Annotated in this window: 17 protein-coding genes and 3 tRNA genes; 15 read left to right on the forward strand and 5 right to left on the reverse strand. The window is 32.7% G+C overall.

Annotated elements, in window-relative coordinates:
* Positions 1–13 precede the first annotated feature (13 nt).
* The gene (locus Q0829_RS00695) at positions 14–898 is read left to right on the forward strand and encodes a glycosyl hydrolase family 17 protein (RefSeq protein ID WP_298538776.1); all 885 of its coding nucleotides are present in this window, start codon (positions 14–16) and stop codon (positions 896–898) included.
* Between the two features lie 133 nt (positions 899–1,031).
* On the opposite strand, the gene Q0829_RS00700 is transcribed toward Q0829_RS00695, so the two are convergent.
* The 3 genes from Q0829_RS00700 to Q0829_RS00710 form a co-directional block, all read right to left on the reverse strand.
* A tRNA-Arg gene (locus Q0829_RS00700) sits at positions 1,032–1,105 on the reverse strand.
* A gap of 16 nt (positions 1,106–1,121) precedes the next feature.
* Positions 1,122–1,196, reverse strand: a tRNA-Pro gene (locus Q0829_RS00705).
* Positions 1,197–1,256: 60 nt separating this feature from the next.
* Positions 1,257–1,340: transfer RNA gene (locus Q0829_RS00710), tRNA-Ser, on the reverse strand.
* Between the two features lie 284 nt (positions 1,341–1,624).
* Here Q0829_RS00710 and Q0829_RS00715 point away from each other — a divergent pair.
* Entirely contained in the window at positions 1,625–3,220 is a 1,596-nt protein-coding gene (locus Q0829_RS00715) for a hypothetical protein (RefSeq protein ID WP_298538777.1), read from the forward strand.
* An 18-nt stretch (positions 3,221–3,238) separates the two neighbouring features.
* Here Q0829_RS00715 and Q0829_RS00720 read toward each other — a convergent pair whose 3' ends face one another.
* The gene (locus Q0829_RS00720; RefSeq protein WP_298538778.1) at positions 3,239–3,895 is read right to left on the reverse strand and encodes an outer membrane beta-barrel protein; all 657 of its coding nucleotides are present in this window, start codon (positions 3,893–3,895) and stop codon (positions 3,239–3,241) included.
* A 62-nt stretch (positions 3,896–3,957) separates the two neighbouring features.
* On the opposite strand from Q0829_RS00720, the gene Q0829_RS00725 reads away from it, so the two are divergent.
* Together Q0829_RS00725 and Q0829_RS00730 are read left to right on the forward strand one after the other, a co-directional pair.
* The gene (locus Q0829_RS00725; protein WP_298538779.1) at positions 3,958–4,758 is read left to right on the forward strand and encodes a hypothetical protein; all 801 of its coding nucleotides are present in this window, start codon (positions 3,958–3,960) and stop codon (positions 4,756–4,758) included.
* Between the two features lie 127 nt (positions 4,759–4,885).
* Positions 4,886–6,541 (forward strand): hypothetical protein, encoded by a 1,656-nt coding sequence (locus Q0829_RS00730; RefSeq protein WP_298538780.1) that lies wholly within the window; start codon positions 4,886–4,888, stop codon positions 6,539–6,541.
* Between the two features lie 77 nt (positions 6,542–6,618).
* On the opposite strand, the gene Q0829_RS00735 is transcribed toward Q0829_RS00730, so the two are convergent.
* Complete coding sequence (locus tag Q0829_RS00735; RefSeq protein ID WP_298538781.1) at positions 6,619–7,857, reverse strand: NAD(P)/FAD-dependent oxidoreductase; 1,239 nt, start codon at positions 7,855–7,857, stop codon at positions 6,619–6,621.
* A 103-nt stretch (positions 7,858–7,960) separates the two neighbouring features.
* On the opposite strand from Q0829_RS00735, the gene Q0829_RS00740 reads away from it, so the two are divergent.
* The 11 genes from Q0829_RS00740 to Q0829_RS00790 all read left to right on the forward strand — a co-directional run bounded on the left by Q0829_RS00740 (position 7,961) and on the right by Q0829_RS00790 (position 17,954).
* Entirely contained in the window at positions 7,961–9,490 is a 1,530-nt protein-coding gene (locus Q0829_RS00740; RefSeq protein ID WP_298538782.1) for a histidine ammonia-lyase, read from the forward strand.
* A gap of 101 nt (positions 9,491–9,591) precedes the next feature.
* Positions 9,592–10,731 (forward strand): WG repeat-containing protein, encoded by a 1,140-nt coding sequence (locus Q0829_RS00745; protein ID WP_298538783.1) that lies wholly within the window; start codon positions 9,592–9,594, stop codon positions 10,729–10,731.
* Positions 10,732–10,870: 139 nt separating this feature from the next.
* Positions 10,871–11,602: a 3-oxoacyl-ACP reductase FabG gene (gene fabG / locus Q0829_RS00750; RefSeq protein ID WP_298538784.1), complete on the forward strand. Its 732-nt coding sequence runs from the start codon at positions 10,871–10,873 to the stop codon at positions 11,600–11,602.
* A 6-nt stretch (positions 11,603–11,608) separates the two neighbouring features.
* Entirely contained in the window at positions 11,609–12,826 is a 1,218-nt protein-coding gene (locus Q0829_RS00755) for a beta-ketoacyl-[acyl-carrier-protein] synthase family protein (protein WP_298538786.1), read from the forward strand.
* A 26-nt stretch (positions 12,827–12,852) separates the two neighbouring features.
* Complete coding sequence (locus Q0829_RS00760; RefSeq protein WP_298541182.1) at positions 12,853–13,098, forward strand: phosphopantetheine-binding protein; 246 nt, start codon at positions 12,853–12,855, stop codon at positions 13,096–13,098.
* An 8-nt stretch (positions 13,099–13,106) separates the two neighbouring features.
* On the forward strand, positions 13,107–13,997 hold the full coding sequence (locus Q0829_RS00765) for a lipid A biosynthesis acyltransferase (protein WP_298538789.1): 891 nt from the start codon (positions 13,107–13,109) through the stop codon (positions 13,995–13,997).
* Positions 13,998–14,000: 3 nt separating this feature from the next.
* Entirely contained in the window at positions 14,001–14,924 is a 924-nt protein-coding gene (locus Q0829_RS00770) for a dialkylrecorsinol condensing enzyme DarA (protein WP_298538790.1), read from the forward strand.
* 13 nt (positions 14,925–14,937) lie between these two features.
* The gene (locus tag Q0829_RS00775; RefSeq protein ID WP_298538791.1) at positions 14,938–16,074 is read left to right on the forward strand and encodes a beta-ketoacyl-ACP synthase III; all 1,137 of its coding nucleotides are present in this window, start codon (positions 14,938–14,940) and stop codon (positions 16,072–16,074) included.
* Positions 16,074–16,529 (forward strand): hypothetical protein, encoded by a 456-nt coding sequence (locus Q0829_RS00780; protein ID WP_298538793.1) that lies wholly within the window; start codon positions 16,074–16,076, stop codon positions 16,527–16,529. Before Q0829_RS00775 ends, Q0829_RS00780 begins: the two co-directional genes overlap by 1 nt.
* Positions 16,530–16,557: 28 nt before the next feature.
* Complete coding sequence (locus Q0829_RS00785; RefSeq protein ID WP_298538794.1) at positions 16,558–16,959, forward strand: hypothetical protein; 402 nt, start codon at positions 16,558–16,560, stop codon at positions 16,957–16,959.
* Complete coding sequence (locus tag Q0829_RS00790; RefSeq protein WP_298538795.1) at positions 16,956–17,954, forward strand: BtrH N-terminal domain-containing protein; 999 nt, start codon at positions 16,956–16,958, stop codon at positions 17,952–17,954. Before Q0829_RS00785 ends, Q0829_RS00790 begins: the two co-directional genes overlap by 4 nt.
* The last annotated feature ends 1 nt before the right edge of the window (position 17,955 follow it).

Genomic DNA, 17,955 nt, shown 5'->3' on the forward strand with positions numbered 1-17,955 from the left:
ATAGAGCAAAGTAATGTCAATAAGAACTGAAAAATTTTTAGCATTAGCATCGATAGATTATGCAGGTAAAAGCAAAGAAGATTTAAGAGCTTTATTTGAGAAGTTTTTAGCTCAAGGTATGCACGGATTATGTTTTAGCCCATATGAAGAAGGACAAAAACCAGGAGATCAACTATCCGAAACACAAATAAGACGTCGAATAGAAATCATTGCGCCATATACTAAATGGGTGCGTTCATTTTCTACTACAGAAGGAAACGAACTAATACCCAAAATTGCTAGAGAATATAACATAAAAACAATGGTTGGGGCTTGGCTAGGAGATGATGAAGATATAAACCAAAAAGAAGTTACTAATCTTATTGAGTTATGCGAAAAAGGTTATGTTGATATAGCAGCCGTCGGTAATGAAGTCATGTATAGAGGAGACTTAACTGAACAACAATTGCTAGATCATATTTATTACGCTAAATCAAAAATAAAAGATGTGCCAGTGGGTTATGTAGATGCATATTATGAGTTTGTGGATCATCCTAGAATTACCGATGCTTGTGATATTATACTAGCGAACTGTTACCCTTTTTGGGAAGGTTGTGATCTAGACTATTCTTTATTATATATGAAAGATATGTATCAAAGAGCACTTCGTGCAGGTAATGGCAAAAAGGTAATTATTTCAGAAACTGGCTGGCCAAGTGAGGGAACAAACCTGGAGGGAGCATTTCCATCTCATGAAAATGCTATGAAGTATTTTATGAACACACAAAAATGGTCAAAAGAAGATGATATCGAAATATTCTTTTTTTCATCCTTTGATGAATCCTGGAAAGTGGGTTCAGAAGGAGATGTAGGAGCGTATTGGGGTATTTGGGATAAAAATGAAAAACCGAAATATTAAAAAGAGTAGTGTTAACTATCTGGAATATAGAATTTAGATTTTTTTCTTCAGGTTAACGATAATATTTGAATAAATAGGGCAAAAATATTTCTTTAAAACAAAAAAGTCTTACTTATAAAAGTAAGACTTTTTGTGAGCCCGATAGGATTCGAACCTATGACCGCCTCCTTAGAAGGGAGGTGCTCTATCCAGCTGAGCTACGAGCCCGTAACTCTAGTATTAGTCGGGGTGGCAGGATTCGAACCTGCGACCTCCGCGTCCCAAACGCGGCGCGATAACCGGGCTACGCTACACCCCGAAGTGTAACTATTCAAAAATTTCAACGCTTCTAAAATATAAAGAATTATTGAAATAATTGCGGAGAGACAGGGATTCGAACCCTGGCAACACTTACGCGTTGACAGATTAGCAATCTGCTCCATTACCACTCTGGCACCTCTCCTAAATTCAAAATTTGTTATGAACTCCGCATTAATATCTCAAATGCGGATGCAAATGTAGCTTTTATGGGACTACAATGCAACATTTTTTTATCATTATTTTCGTTTTATACAAGTTGTGTTTTTAAAAAGTTGAAAATCAGTTTTTTCATTTTTAAAAAAATCTATAAAAAAATTAAAATAGGTATAAAACTTTTGAAAAATACAGGTTTCAATCAAGAATCATATATTTGTGTTACTTGACCTAATTATAAATGTTATGCACTCAGATAAAAAATCGTTTACAATGAAAAATAAGTACCTTCTTCTATTTATAATCTTTATAAGTGTATGTTCATATGCACAGAAACCAGTTCTTTCTAAAGAATTTAATTTTAAAATTGGGGAAAAGTATAAAAGAATTAGAAGCGCTAACTCATATTACGTTGCTTCTGGAGACAGAATGGTCGCTATTAAAAAAGGACGGAATGATATGACTATTCAACGTTTTTCTTTAGAAGATCTTAAGGAAGATGTAAAAAAGAGGCAGGTGATTGAAGATAAAGGAGATTTTCAGACAGTAATGAACCTTAATGGAAAAGCTGTTGTGTTTTATACCGTAAAAGATAAAGCATATGCGCAAAAAATTTCACTTACAGGTATTATCGCAGAGAAACCAGTTCTTGTAGGTAGTGATAAGGATAATATTAATAATGATGTAGGTTTTAAAAGTACATATGGTTTTGATGCCGGTGGAAGGATCAACAAGTTTGTTTTTAAAAAATCATTTGATGGAACAAAATTGTTGGTATTATTTAGAGTGAAAACTGCTGACGATAAAGCAGATAAAATAGGGATTAGTGTATATGATTCTAGTTTGAAATTAATTTGGAGTCGAAAAGTAAAATTACCTTATGCGAGTAAATGGTTAGAAAATGAAGATTTTGCAATTGATAATGAAGGAAGCTTTTATATGACTGCTTCTGTATTTAATTCTCAGGCAGAAGATAAGAATAAGTTAGAGAATACATATAAAACAGAAGTTTTTAAAATTAAAGAAAATCCTAAGGAGATTGTTAAAAGTAAAATAGAACTGGCAGGTAAATCGATTATGGATGCGGTTATTGGTTTAGACAAACAAGGAAAAGTAAGGGTTTCTGGCTTTTATGTAAATAATGATAATAAATTAGAAGCAACAGGTCTGTTTTCCGCTAATTTAGATGAAACAGGACTTGTTAATTCTGTTTTAAAAAGCGATATTCCTTCAGAAATAGCTCAGCAGTATGCTCTAAAAAGAGAAGAACGTATAAATGAAGGGACTCAAGATGAAAAGGATAAGAAAGATTTTGAAAGCTTAAAAGTAAATGATGTGGTTTATAATGAAGATGGAAGTATTATAATCCATGGAGAACAGCGATATGTAGAATCTTTTACTACATCTAGTTCTTCAGGTTCAAGAACGACTTATAAATATTTTTATAGAGATATAATTACTTCAAAACTTTCTCCCGAAGGAGCTGTTAAATGGTTCCATAGGTTGCCTAAATACCAAACAGGAGCCAGAGGAAAACGAAGTATGTCATATATTAATTTTAAGAATAAAGGCAAACACTACTTATTCCACATAGATGATTTTACGAACTTAAAAAGATCTTTTGACGAATATCCTACACGATATTTTGATGGTAAAAAAGAGTTTTTATACCTAACCTCTTATACAATAGATGATGCTAGTGGAGAAGTAACTAAAGATCCAATTCTTACCGGAAGTGATATTAGAAATTCTCGTTTAGATAATCTAGAGGTTTATAAAGTAGCTACCTTGCCTAATCAGGATATGATTTTTGAGGCATATGATGGTAAAAAGAATAATTTATTACTAAAAGTTTCAGTTGCTAAATAGTCGTTAGTTTTTTCTTGTTTAAAGAAAGCAGGTAACGGTAAAACTTAGAAAACTATCTTTACCATTTATATCAATAATGGCAACAACAGGAGCATTGCGATATGGATCGGTCAAGCCATAGTGATATCGTAGATTAGCCATCAGGAAATCATATTGTGCGCTTAATCCAATGGATAGAAAAGTGTTAAAAGATATTTGTTCATTTCGAGTATCAAATTGAAGATCATTAGGAGAAGCGTAAAGAGGATCTAAAACATACTCACTCTTAGAATCATCAACCAGTTCATATTGATACAAGAAAGAAAAGGTAGGTCCAGCATTAACTCCTAACTTATATTCATCAATTACTAAATAATTATAATTGAATAAAAATCCGATATTCACGTTTTGAAGATTGAATTTTAAGTCTTGCGGAGGTGCAGTTTCATTTTCTCTACCGATAAATTTTACAAAATGTTTGGTGTAATTTACTTCAACAAATAATTCCGAACGATCGCTAAATTCAGCAGTACCCATGACCCCTAAAGTATATCCAATACCTGATTTAGAAAAAAGAAAATCCGTTTTCGTAGAATAATTAGTAATTCCCGCTGTAATCCCTAATCTTCCATCAGTAAACTGAGAGAAGGAATGTAAAGAAATTAATAAAAAACAAAAAGTAAAAGTTTTTTTCATATTTAAAATTAATAATGATCGGCAAATATATAGATTGTTATATTTGCGGGAAATTTATTCTAATGAAAAAGTTAATTTTTATTTTTTTGTGCTTCTTGTCGATTAGTTGTGAAATTGAGAATGTTAACTATCTGGCTCCTATTATGGTAACGGATAAGCCTCAGAATGTTCTAGCTAATTCAGCAATTCTTGGTGGTAAAGCTTTGGGAGAAGGAGGTAAAGATATAACAGAATTTGGTATTGTTTGGAGTGTGAATAACCCTCCAACAATCAATGATAATAAAATAATTGAAGGAGAACGTTTAGGTTCTTTTTCTAAGTTGTATGATGTTTTCGAATCAGGTACTACTTATTATTATAGTGTATATGGAATTAGTGAAGCAGGTGCTGGTTATGGGCAGGTTTATGAGTTTACCACTAATCCTGATCCCCCGTGTGATCCAGATGTGGATAATTCTATTAATCTTGGGGTGTTTACGGATTCTTTTCCAATACCAATAACGGATGTTACTTTAGATCCAAACGGTTATTCTGTATTTGATGCAAATATAAAGTTCACCTCAGATTCTTATCCTTATTCTAGAGTAGAAATCATTTTAGGGTTTAATGAGAAAGATAAAATATTGCCTGGCACTGGAGAATATATTGCTGTAAGAAGTTTTGATTCTAATGATGAAAAATCACAAGGAAATGTTTTAATACTGGTTGCTGATAGGAATATTTTTGACCCAAGTAGTTTCTTGGCTGAGTCAGGGACTAAAATATATGTAGAAAATTTAAATAACAGGGTAACATTTATCTTCTGTGATACACTAATAGGTGATAAATACTTGTTAAATGGAAAATTCACGTATACAGAATAGGAGTTTTTGCAAAAAAAACTACCCTTTTCGGGTAGGGAAGTCATAAGCTATTATTAATAATTTCGCGCACGAGAAAAAGATAAAAAGTAACCAAAACAATAAAAAATAATAACCCAAATATTTAAACATGAAAAATAGAATTTTATTCTTAATACTACTAGCTGTAATTAATGTGTTCGCACAAGATCCAAAATTGTCTGATAATTTTGTTTTAGAAGTAGGTGAAGAATACAGTGAAACAGATGGTCGTTTCAAAAAGTTTTTTAAGTATAAAGATCAAGTAATTGCTGTAAATGGTCATAAAGATGACTTAGTAATTCAGAAATTTGATCCTTTAACATTAAAAGAACTTGATAGAGTTGAAACTAAAAAGTTTATTAAAGGTAAGATTGGTTTTAATACGGAACTTATCAAAATAGGAGATAAGATTGTTTTTTTATACGCACAATGGAATAGAAAAGAAAAAATAGAATCATTAATGGGGGTTAAAATCTCGATGGAAGATCTAACCGTTGGAGAGCCATTTGTTATTATTGAGCAGCAAGGAAAGGTTGCAAGAAATGGTTCAATTTTCCGTCAATTGGGAGGAACTGGATATAGTGATGGCGGAAAAAAATATTTAGTAAGAAAATCATTCGATAATGAAAAATTACTTATTACCTATAGGTTGAAACCGAAATCGAGGCGTGACTCTAAAGGAAATGATAGGTTTGTAATTAGTGTATTTGATACAGAACTTTCTCTTATATGGAAAGAACAAGTTACTATGCCGTATACAGAGAAAAAAATGAATAATGAAGACTTTACTATAAATAAAGACGGTGATTTTTATATGTTAGCTTCGGTATATGAGGATGATAGTACTGATGAAAAAAAGAAAAAAGAAAAACAGGCTAATTATCACTTAGAATTATTTAAAGTTAAAAAGAATACGAATTCGATAATAACAAGTAAAATAAGTTTAGGAGAAAAGCTGATTGATGAAGTTTTCCTATATGGTGATTCAGAATCTAACATTGTTATTACAGGAACTTCAAAAAACCCGGATTCAAAAAGAGGAAGATTATTTGGTAAAAGAAAAGGACAGGCTACAGGTATTTTTAATATTAAACTAACTAATGAAGGAGATGTTAGTGATCTGAAAAGTTATGATTTTCCAGTAGAATTATTAAGAAAATATGCTTCCAGAAAAGAAAAGCGTGCGATAAAAAAGAATGATAAAAGAGAAGATGAAGTACCTTCTTTTGAGCGTTTGCAAATAAATAGTGTAGTAGCGAATAGTGATGGGAGTTGTGTGATATTAGGAGAACAAAGAAATGTTGAGATAAAGGTGAAGGGATCACGTATTGATGTCACCTATTTCTTTGATGATATAATGACTGCTAAAATAGAAGCAGATGGAACACTGGCCTGGATGCATAAACTTCCTAAAAGACAAAAAGGAAAGAAAGGGAAAGGTACAATGTCTTATACTCATATGCGAAATAATGATAATCATTATTTGATGTATTTGGATAATGTTAAAAACTTGGATTTACCAGAAGATAAAGAACCTTATTTGCATTCTGATGGATATGGTGGGTATTTTACAGCATATATTATAAATGATAAAACGGGAGAAGTTAAGAAGGAAGCGATTTTTAATACCCGTGATATTAATGGGGTTGAGTTAGAACATTTTGAAACCGATAAAATTTTACCACTTTCTGATTCAGAAATATTAATAGAAGGTTTCGAGGGAAGAAGTAAGGATTTCCTGGTAAAAGTTTCTGCAAAAAAATAAATGAAAGTTTATAAACACATATACTAAAAAAGGAGGCAAGTGCCTCCTTTTTTAGTATATGTGTTTATAAAAAATTACTACGACATGCTCTCTTCCATTTCTACTAATTTGGCAACACTTCGTAAAATGTGTTTGTGCTTTTTAACAAATGGATTTGTTTTATCCCATACATATCCAGCTAGTACCGCACAGATTTTTTCTTTAAACTCTTCATTAGGTTTATCGTGAAAAATAATCTTTTGTAAATTTCCAGTGTACCATTCTTTTACATATGTTGTGAATACATCGACACCTTGCCTCATATAATCTACGAAATCAGTTTGCCAATCTACTTCTTCATTGTTAAGTTGTTTGATAGCTAGTTTAGCGGATAATAAACCAGTCTCGGTAGCAAAAGAAACTCCAGATGAGAAAACAGGATCTAAGAATTCTGCGCTATTACCAGTAAGTACAAAACCATCACCATATAATTTAGTGACATTTTTTGCAATGTTTTCTACTTTATAAGGTTCGAATAAATAAGGAACGTCTTTAAACTGCTCATAGTAATAAGGAGAAGTTTTCATCATTTGTTGTAATACCTCTGTTTTGTTTCCTTCAAACTTATTTATCCAGTCCATTGGGCCAACAAATCCAATACTGGTATTGCCATTTGAGAAAGGAATATACCAAAACCATACTTCGGTTTCGATAATCTCAAAAGTAATGCTGGTACCTTCAATACCTTCAGGACGATTAACGTCTTTTACCTGTGTGAAAATAGATCCGTGTTCTGCAAGTTTGGATGGAGCTTCAAGACCTAGTTGTTTAGCTACTACACGTCCAAAACCACTAGAATCTATAATAAATTTAGCTTCAATCTGACTTTCTGAACCATTTTTGTGTTTAACAGTAGTTAAAGAATCAGTTCCATTAAATTCTACATTGGTTACTTCGGTTTCAAAATCAACACTAACTCCTTGTCTAATAGCTTCATCTATTAAGGTCTTGTCGAAATGATCCCTAGGCACTTGCCAAGTCCAGTCCCAACCCTCTCCATATTTTTTACTGAAATCAAAACATCCCTGAACTCCATCTTTAATGAAACGGGCACCGTGTTTTTTTTCATATCCTTGTTTCATAAGGCAATCAAGAAGACCTGCTTCTTTGAAATTATCCATGCATCTGGGGATCAAACTTTCCCCAACCTGAAAGCGAGGGAATTTCGTTTTTTCAACCACCTTTACATTTATTCCTTTTTTGTTAAGATATGCAGCACTCACACTGCCTGACGGACCAGCACCAATAACCAGTACATCTACATTTTCTTTTTTCATAATTTTCAAAGGTATATTAAATACATTACATTTGCCCTCTGTAAAAATAAAGAGTAAACTTGAATTTTTTTACAAATATTGGAAAAAACTTACTAATTCGCGAATGCTAATACTAAAAGAAAGGTTAGAAATAAAAGATTTTCTCAGCGTAATTTTTAACGAAGAGAAGCTCGCCGTAGATGAATCTATAGTGAAAAGAGTAGATGATAGTTTTAAGTTTTTAGAAAAGTTTTCTGAAAATAAAGTGATCTATGGAGTAAACACAGGATTCGGTCCAATGGCTCAATATAAGATTGATGACAAGGATAGAATAGAGCTACAGTTTAACTTGATAAGAAGTCATTCTTCGGGAACAGGAAAGGCTATGAAACCTGATTATGTAAAGGCATTAATGTTAGCTAGACTTAACACACTGTCATTAGGTAAATCTGGAGTTAATATATCGGTGATTAATGGATTAAAAGATCTTATTAATAATAATGTTACACCATTAATCTTTGAACATGGAGGAGTAGGTGCGAGTGGTGACTTAGTACAATTAGCACATTTGGCACTTGTTCTTATTGGAGAAGGTGAGGTCTTCTATAAAGGAGAAAGAAGAAATACTGCTGATGTTTTTAAAGAATTAGGCCTTAAACCAATCGAAGTTAAAATTAGAGAAGGACTGGCATTAATGAATGGTACATCTGCAATGACCGGAATAGGTATTGTTAATGTTATTAACGCTCAAAAATTATTAGATTGGTCCATTAGCTGTTCTTCAGCGATAAATGAAATAGTAGAGGCTTATGATGATCACCTCTCAGAAGAATTAAATCATAGTAAGCTCCATTTAGGACAGCAGGATGTAGCTCGTAAAATGAGAGAACATTTATCAGATAGTAAACTTACTAGAGACCGAACAGAGCATTTGTATTCTGGTCAAAATGGAGACACCTATTTTAAAGAAAAGGTACAGGAGTATTACTCACTTCGTTGTGTTCCTCAGATCTTAGGTCCTGTTTGTGATACAATAAAACACGTAGGTAGAATATTAATCGAAGAATTAAATTCTGCAAATGATAATCCTATTATAGATGTAGAAACCGAGCACGTGTATCATGGTGGTAACTTTCACGGAGATTATGTTTCTTTAGAAATGGATAAGCTTAAGTTGGTAGTGACCAAATTATCAATGCTCGCAGAACGCCAATTAAACTATCTTCTGAATTCTAAACTTAATGATATTTTACCTCCTTTTGCTAATTTAGGAAAGCTTGGATTTAATTTCGGAATGCAAGGAATTCAATTCACTGCTGTTTCTACAACAGCAGAAAATCAAATGCTTTCTAACCCTATGTATGTGCATAGTATCCCAAATAATAACGATAATCAAGATATTGTTAGTATGGGTACGAATGCTGCAAATATGACTAGAACCGTTATAGAGAATACATTCGAGGTTTTGGCAATAGAATTAATGACTATTGTGCAAGCTTTAGAATATCTTGATTTTGGAGATAAGTTGTCAAGTAGAACTCAGAAGTTGGTTAAAGATATCAAAAAGATAGTTCCTCCTTTTACTAAAGACTATATTACATACCCTTTTGTTCAAAAAGTTAAAGACTTTTTGAAGGAGAATGATGCATACTAAATATTTGGAATTAAGATTTAGCTTATAAACCATATAAAATTATGCATGTTTACTTATGTTTAATTTTAGGCACTAAAAAATAAACCTTAAATATAAATATGATGAAAAAAGCACTTTTAATTACACTAGCATTAGTATTTGGTTTACAAACCGCATTTTCCCAAGAACTTGCAAAAGTAAGAGAAGACGGGAAATTTGGGTATATTGATAAAAAAGCAGAGTTTGTTATTACGCCAAAATATAAGAAGGCAAATAATTTTGCAGACGGTGTAGCATTAGTTTTGGATGGTAAAAAATGGGGATACATAAATCCAGATGGTACTTGGCTTCTAGAGCCTCAATTTAGCAAAGCTAAAGATTTTAATAGTGGAGTTGCTATGGTTCTAAAAGATAAAAAATGGATCTACATAGATAAGCAAGGCAAAGAGTTGTCTTATTCCAATGCCGAAAAATTATACCCCTTTAAAGATGGTGTAGCTTTTGTTAGAGAGGGTAAAATGGTTGGTTTGATGAATGCAAAAGGAGAAATTATAGTAAAACCTGCTTATAAGATTATTAAAGGATTTCGAAATGGATATGCTAGATTTGCAAATCTAGCTGGTCAATGGGGTATTATAGATAATAAAGGGAATATAGTTATAAAACCAGAATATACTTCAATTGGTAATTATGTAAACGGAGTGGCTCGTGCTGAAAAAGGAGAAGAAGTTTTTGGTATAGCGACGGCTAATTCTTTTAATAAAGTTGATGGGGCGACTAAACTTTGGGATTTTAGAGATGGAGGGAAGTATACGATTGCACGTAAAAATGAAAAAATAGGATTTATCGATAAAGAAGGTAAATGGGCGATAGAACCTCAGTTTGTAAAGGCAAAAACTTTTAAAAATGGATATGCCGGTGTTTTTGATGGTAACAAATGGGGGTATATTGATACTAATGGTAAAGTGGTTGTCGAAAATAAGTATGATGATGTTGATTTTTTTGATGCTAACGGAATGGCTCCAGTGAAAATTGAAGATTGGGGATTTGTAAATGCAAAAGGAGAATTAGTTATTGAAACTAAGTATGGAATCACAGCAGGTAGCTTCGGATTTTTATCTGGAAGAGTTCCTGAAAAAGGTTTTGTCGACGGTCTTGCACGTGTTAAATACGACAAAAAATGGGGTTTTTTAACACCAGATGGAAAGTTGTTAGGGAACAAATGGTTTGAAAATGCAGAGCCTTTTGTGAAAATTAAATAGAGATTTTGATGTGTTGTAACATTAGACGATTGTTAAAATCGTTAGGAATCTTTTAAATTTGTTAATTAAATCTTAATTTGGAATAATTGTTGCTTTTTTTAAATTCAATAATTATTTGATCTTAAAACCAAAATTGTAAATGAAATACGCCCTTGTTACTGGTGGATCCAGAGGAATAGGAAGAGCAATAGCTGTGAAATTATCAAAAGAGCTAGACTATCCTGTTTTGATTAATTATCAATCTAATGATGCTGCTGCCAATGAGACAAAGAATTTAATAGAAGATGAAGGAGGTCAGTGTACGCTGCTAAAATTTAATGTAGCAGATGTAGAAAATACACATCAAGTGTTGGATAATTGGATTGCAGATAATCCAGATGCAATCATAGAAGTGATTGTTAACAATGCAGGTATAACTAGAGATGGTTTATTCATGTGGATGAAACCAGAAGATTGGCATGATGTTTTGAATATTAGTTTAAACGGTTTTTATAATGTAACAAACCATCTTATTCAGAAAATGTTAACTAACCGTTATGGTCGTATTGTAAATGTTGTTTCTGTTTCTGGAGTAAAGGGGACTGCAGGTCAAGTTAACTATTCTGCAGCAAAAGGAGCACTGGTTGCCGCTACAAAAGCCTTAGCTAATGAAGTGGCAAAACGTAAAATTACGGTAAATGCAGTTGCGCCTGGTTTTATAAAAACAGATATGACAGCTGAGATGGATGAAAAAGAATTGAAGCGTATGATTCCTGTAAATCGTTTTGGAGAAGCAGAAGAAGTAGCCGATTTGGTGACTTTTTTATCATCCAAAAAAGCATCATATATAACAGGAGAAGTCGTTAATATTAATGGAGGAATTTATTCATAAGAGATTATGCGAAGAGTAGTTATCACTGGAATGGGAATTTATTCTTGTATTGGTACTAATGTTGATGAGGTTAAAGAGTCATTGTATCAAGGGAAATCTGGTATTGTTTTTGAGCCTTCTCGTAAAGAGTTTGGGTATCGATCTGCGTTAACTGGAACAGTGCCAAAACCAAATTTAAAAAAAGAGTTAAGTAGAAGACAACGTGTTAGTTTTGGTTCAGAATCTGAATATGCATATATAGCTACAAAACAAGCGTTTGATCAAGCCGGTGTTGATGAAGAGTTTTTGCAGAATGAAGAGATTGGTATTCTTTTTGGTAATGATAGTACGGCAGAATCAGTAATGCAAGCAATTGATAAAATAAGAGTTAAGAAAGATACTACTTTGGTGGGATCTGGTGGAGTTTTTAAATCTATGAACTCTACGGTGACAATGAATCTTTCTACAGTGTTTAAATTAAAAGGAGTTAATTTTACAATTAGTGCAGCTTGTGCAAGTGGATCTCATTCTATTGGAATGGGGTATCTATTAATTAAACAAGGCTTACAAGATTACGTATTGTGCGGCGGAGCACAGGAAATTAATGATTATGCATTTGGTAGTTTTGATGGGTTAGGAGTTTTTTCTATAAATGAAGATAATCCGATGGAAGCATCAAGACCTTTCGATAGCAAAAGAGATGGATTAGTGCCAAGTGGTGGTGGTGCAGCGCTGTTTATGGAATCTTATGAAAGTGCTGTGAAAAGAGGAGCAACCATCTTAGGAGAAGTCGCGGGGTATGGTTTTTCTTCTAATGGAGATCATATTTCAACACCTAATCAAGAGGGGCCGGCTAGAGCTATGAAACGAGCTGTAGAACAGGCTAATATCAAGCCAGAAGATGTTGATTATGTAAATGCACATGCGACATCAACTCCAATTGGAGATGCAAATGAAGCAAAAGCAATAAATGAAGTTTTTGGTGGTTCAAAACCATATGTCAGTTCCACAAAATCAATGACCGGACATGAATGTTGGATGGCAGGGGCTAGTGAAATAGTGTACTCATTAATAATGTTGAATAACTCATTTATAGCACCTAATATTAATTTAGAATCTCCTGATGAAGATTCTACAAAGTTAAATTTAGTAAAAGAAACGGTAGATAAAAAAATTGATGTACTTTTGTCGAATTCATTTGGGTTTGGGGGCACAAATTCTGCAATCGTCATAAAAAAGGTTTAGAATAGAAAAAAATTACTAGAAAGATGATGGAAACAAGTGTAATTGTCGAAAAAGTTGATGACTTTTTGATAGAGGAATTCGAGGTTGAAGCGGATGATATTGCTCCTGATGCTAACCTTAAGGAAACATTAGATTTGGATAGTTTAGACTATGTAGATCTTGTAGTGGCTATTGAGGCTACTTTTGGAGTGAAATTGGTAGGAGATGATTTTGTCGGTATCGAAAGCTTCAAAGATTTTTATGATTTGATAGAACGTAAAGTCAATATTTAAGAGACATAATGGCCCAATGGGAAGGTAAAGCTAAAGGGACTCCTTTAGGATATAAAATATTCATATTCTTTATAAAGAATTTAGGTCTGAATGCTGCTTATTCTGTTTTGATATTTGTAGCTGCTTACTATTTGGTATTCTCTTATACTACAACCAGGGCAAGTTATTATTTCTACAATAAAAGGTTAAAACAGTCTTCCTTTAAATCCATATTAAGCGTTTATAAAAACTATTTTGTCTTTGGACAGACACTTATAGATCGTACTGCTATTTCTTTTGGATTAAAGAAAAAGTTCGCATTTACTTATGATGGTAAAGAAAAAATACAAGAACTTTTGGAAAAAGGAAAAGGCGGTATTGTTTTTAGTGCACACGTCGGTAGTTTTAATATTGCTCGTTATTTTTTTGATGAATTTGATATGACCGATACCGGAGTTAATCTGATAGTTACTGATCAAGAAAATGAACAGATCAAACAGTATGTTGGAGCGGTATCGACCGATACTACAATGAAATTTATTGTAATAAAGGAAGATATGTCTCATATTTTTCAAATGAACGATGTTTTAGCTAATGGAGAAGTAATTGTTTTTGCTGCAGATCGATATGTTGAAGGAATTCAATATCTCGAACATGAGTTTTTTGGAAAGTCTGTAAAATTCCCTTCGGGACCATATAAATTAGCAGCCAGAAAGAAAAAACCTATTCTTTTTATGTATATTATGAAAGGTTCAGGTAAGCGATATAATTTATACGCGCGCGAACCTGAATTTTCAGAATCATCAATCAAACCTAGCCATGTATTAAAAGAGTATGTCAGAAATGCTGAAATTATGGTTAAAAAGTATCCCTTACAATGGTTTAATTACTATGATTATTGGGATGATCTTAAAACCTAATGTATGAAGAATATACTGGTATTGTATTATAGCCAAAGTGGTCAATTAGGTGAGATATTAACAAATCTTGTTAGACCCTTAGAGCTAGACGAAAACTGCACTGTTACAGTACAGGAAATTTATCCAGAAGAACCTTATCAATTTCCATGGGATAAGAAAGACTTTTTACAGGTCTTTCCTGAATCATATTTACAGATACCAAAACCTAACAAGCCGATTCCCGATGCTATAAAAAATAAAAAGTATGATTTAATCATATTTGGTTATACTGTTTGGTATCTTTCACCATCGATTCCAATTAATTCTTTCCTAAAAGGAGATGATGCGAAAGTATTATTAAAAGATACTCCCGTTATAACCATTAATGGTTCTAGGAATATGTGGATTTTGACCCAAGAGAAGGTTAAAAGGTTATTGGTAGATTGTAAAGCGGAATTGGTTGGAAATATTGCTTTTGTAGATCGACATTGGAATCATATTAGCGTGATTACCATTGTACATTGGATGATAGGAGGTAAGAAAACTAAATATTTAGGTGTTTTTCCAAAGCCAGGAGTATCGGATAAGGATATAAAGGAGGCTGGAAAATTTGGATTAACTATAAAAAAACACCTTTTTCAAGAAAATTTTGAACAATTACAACAAGAGTTGGTAAAAGAGGGAGCGGTTCGGATAAAACCTTTCTTAATTAGATCAGATAAATCTGGAAATCATATCTTTAGTAAGTGGTCAGCACATATATATAAGGTAGGACTAAAATCACCTAAAAGAAGAGCGAAATGGTTAAACTTTTTTGAGTATTACCTCCAATTTGCTATTTGGGTTTTTGTACCAATAGTTTTTGTTATATTTTTGTTGACTTATTTGCCTTTTTATACACGTATAAAAAAGGACATCAAATATTATCAATCAACAAGGTTACGATAAGTAATCATTATTTATGAAAAACGTTTATATAACAAAAACAGGCCATTTTTTGCCAAATCAGCCAGTCTCTAATGATGAAATGGAAAAAAGACTAGGTATGATTGATGATCAACCTTCAAGGGCCAGAAGAATTGTTTTAAGGAATAATGGTATTAAAGAACGATACTATGCTGTAGATAATGATGGTAATATCACCCATAATAATGCTCAGCTTACAAAAGAAACAATTAAAAATTTATGTAATTCTGATTTTTCCGAAAATGAAATAGAGTTACTTTCTTGTGGAACATCAACTCCAGATAATTTGTTACCTTCTCATGCTTCTATGGTGCATGGATTACTAGATACAGAGGATAGTATTGAATTAAATACAGCTTCGGGGGTATGTTGTTCAGGAATGAGTGCGTTAAAATATGGATTTCTATCTGTTAAATCTGAAAGTACGAGAAATGCTGTGTGTACTGGTACAGAAAGAGTTTCGACTTGGATGCAATCCAAAAAATTTGATAAAGAAGTAGAGAATTTAAAGTCTTTAGAAGAACAACCAATTATTGGTTTTAAGAAAGATTTTCTGCGTTGGATGTTGTCGGATGGAGGAGGTGCCTTTTTGTTAGAAAGTGAACCTAAAGGAGAAAATCCATTGCGTATTGATTGGATGCAGGCGTATTCATTTGCACATGAACTAGAAGCTTGTATGTATGCTGGAGGAGATAAAAATCAAGATGGAAGTCTTAAACCTTGGAGTGAATATGAGCCAGAGGAATGGTTATCAGAATCTGTTTTTTCGTTAAAACAGGATGTGAAAATACTAGATAAGTATGTAGTTCCAAAAGCTGTTTCTAGCATGAAAGATGCTTTTCAGAAAAATAATTTTAAAGAAGAAGAGGTAGATTATTTTTTGCCTCATATATCTTCATTTTATTTTGAAGAAAGGTTGAATAATGAAATGATAAATCAAGGAATCTCGATTCCAAAAAGTAAATGGTTTACTAATCTGGAAAAAGTTGGTAATGTAGGTTCTGCCTCTATTTATTTAATGATAAATGAGTTGAAAAACTCAGGAAAATTGAAAAAAGGAGATAAAGTTGTTGCGATGGTTCCCGAGAGTGGACGTTTTTCATATTTTCATATTTTGTTTACTGTGTGCTAATGGATAATCAATTAGAAAGTGATATAACAGATGTTGATTTCATAAAGAAGTTGATTCCACAAAAAGATCCTTTTGTGATGATTGATAAGTTATTGTATTTCGATACGGAAAAGGTTGTTTCTGGTTTAAAAATAACATCTGATAACATATTAACCTCGGATAAAAATTTTACAGAAGGAGGCCTTATAGAAAATATGGCACAAAGTATCGCTTTGCATAGAGGATATAGAGGATATATAAATCGTGGGAAAGACGAAAAACCTAAAACAGGGTTTATAGGTTCTATAAAACATGCTACTATTTATTCATTACCGAAAATAGGCACTGAACTTATAACTACCGTAGAAATCGTTGCGGAAATAATGCTTGTATCTTTAGTTAAAATCGAGGTGAATGATACAGAAGGAAATCTAATTGCTTCATCAGAGATGAAAACTATTATAGTAGATTCTTAGTTTTGTGAATCCTTAACTTTTAAACACTATGAAGAAAGAAGACGTACCACAGGATGAAAGTAGCCTTTCTAAAGCAAATATTAGAGAGGTGGTATATGCAGTTGATCAAGATGGGAAGTATGGTAAAGCACTCAGTTCTGGTTGGGATGCAAAAACTATTGCATTGAACGAATCTTTAGAGTTGATAGAAGAACAGCTTCAGGAGACTATCCAAAAAATAAAACAAGGAGAGCTTAGTCCAATAGCATATTATATGGAATTACAACGAATGGATGTTGTAGTGTTATCTGGATATGTTGGTTTTTGGCAATGGAAAGTAAAAAGACACTTAAAAGCCAAAACATTTAAAAAACTAAGTAAAAAGAAGTTGGAAAAATATGCCGAAGCTTTCGAGATCTCTTTAGAAGAACTTAAAAATCCAAAGATTTGAAAATAAACTTTGAACATAACCAATCCGCTCATTGCGAAAATGGAGTGGTTTCTAATTTATTAAATTATAATGGACTCAAGATAAGCGAACCAATGGTTTTTGGGATTGCTTCTGGAGTTTTCTTTATATATATACCTTTTGTAAAGGTGAATTTCGCACCTATGTTTAGTTTTAGACCTGTTCCTGGTTTTATTTTCTCTAGAGTAAGTAAAAGATTAGGTTTTAAGATTAAAAGACATAAGTTTAAATCTACAGAAAAAGCACAACAAACGTTAGATGTAGAGTTGTCAAAGAATAACCCGGTAGGTTTACAAGTAGGAGTATATAACCTGTCATATTTTCCTGATGAGTATCGTTTCCACTTTAATGCCCATAATCTGGTTGTTTATGGAAAAGAAGGAGATGATTATTTAATCAGTGATCCGGTAATGCCAGAAGTAACTACTTTGTCTTCTAGAGAATTAGAAAAAGTACGATTTGCTAAAGGTCCGTTTGCGCCTAACGGTCATATTTATTATCCTACACAATTGCCAGATCAGATTGATCTTAAAAAAGCAATTACTAAAGGGATGAAACAAGCATATAGACATATGTTAGCTCCGGTTCCATTAGTTGGTTATAGGGGGATTAGATATGTAGCAAAGAGAATTCGTAAATGGCCTGATAAGATTGGAGTAAAAAAGACAAATCATTACTTGGGTCAATTGGTACGTATGCAAGAAGAAATAGGAACTGGCGGTGGAGGTTTTCGATTTATTTTCGCTACGTTTTTGCAAGAAGCTTCTGTAATTATGGAAAATTCTAGGCTCGCAGAACTTTCGAAGGAAATGACCGAAATTGGTGATCAATGGAGAGATTTTGCCATTGATGCTTCTAGGTTATATAAGAATAGAAGTAGAGAAACTGATGCATATAATAAAATTGCAGATAAGTTAGATGCGATTGCTCTGGCAGAGAGAGCTTTCTTTTTAGATCTTAAGAAAGCAATTAAATAGT

It is taken from the genome of uncultured Aquimarina sp., from assembly GCF_947492405.1.
Classification (GTDB): Bacteria; Bacteroidota; Bacteroidia; order Flavobacteriales; family Flavobacteriaceae; genus Aquimarina.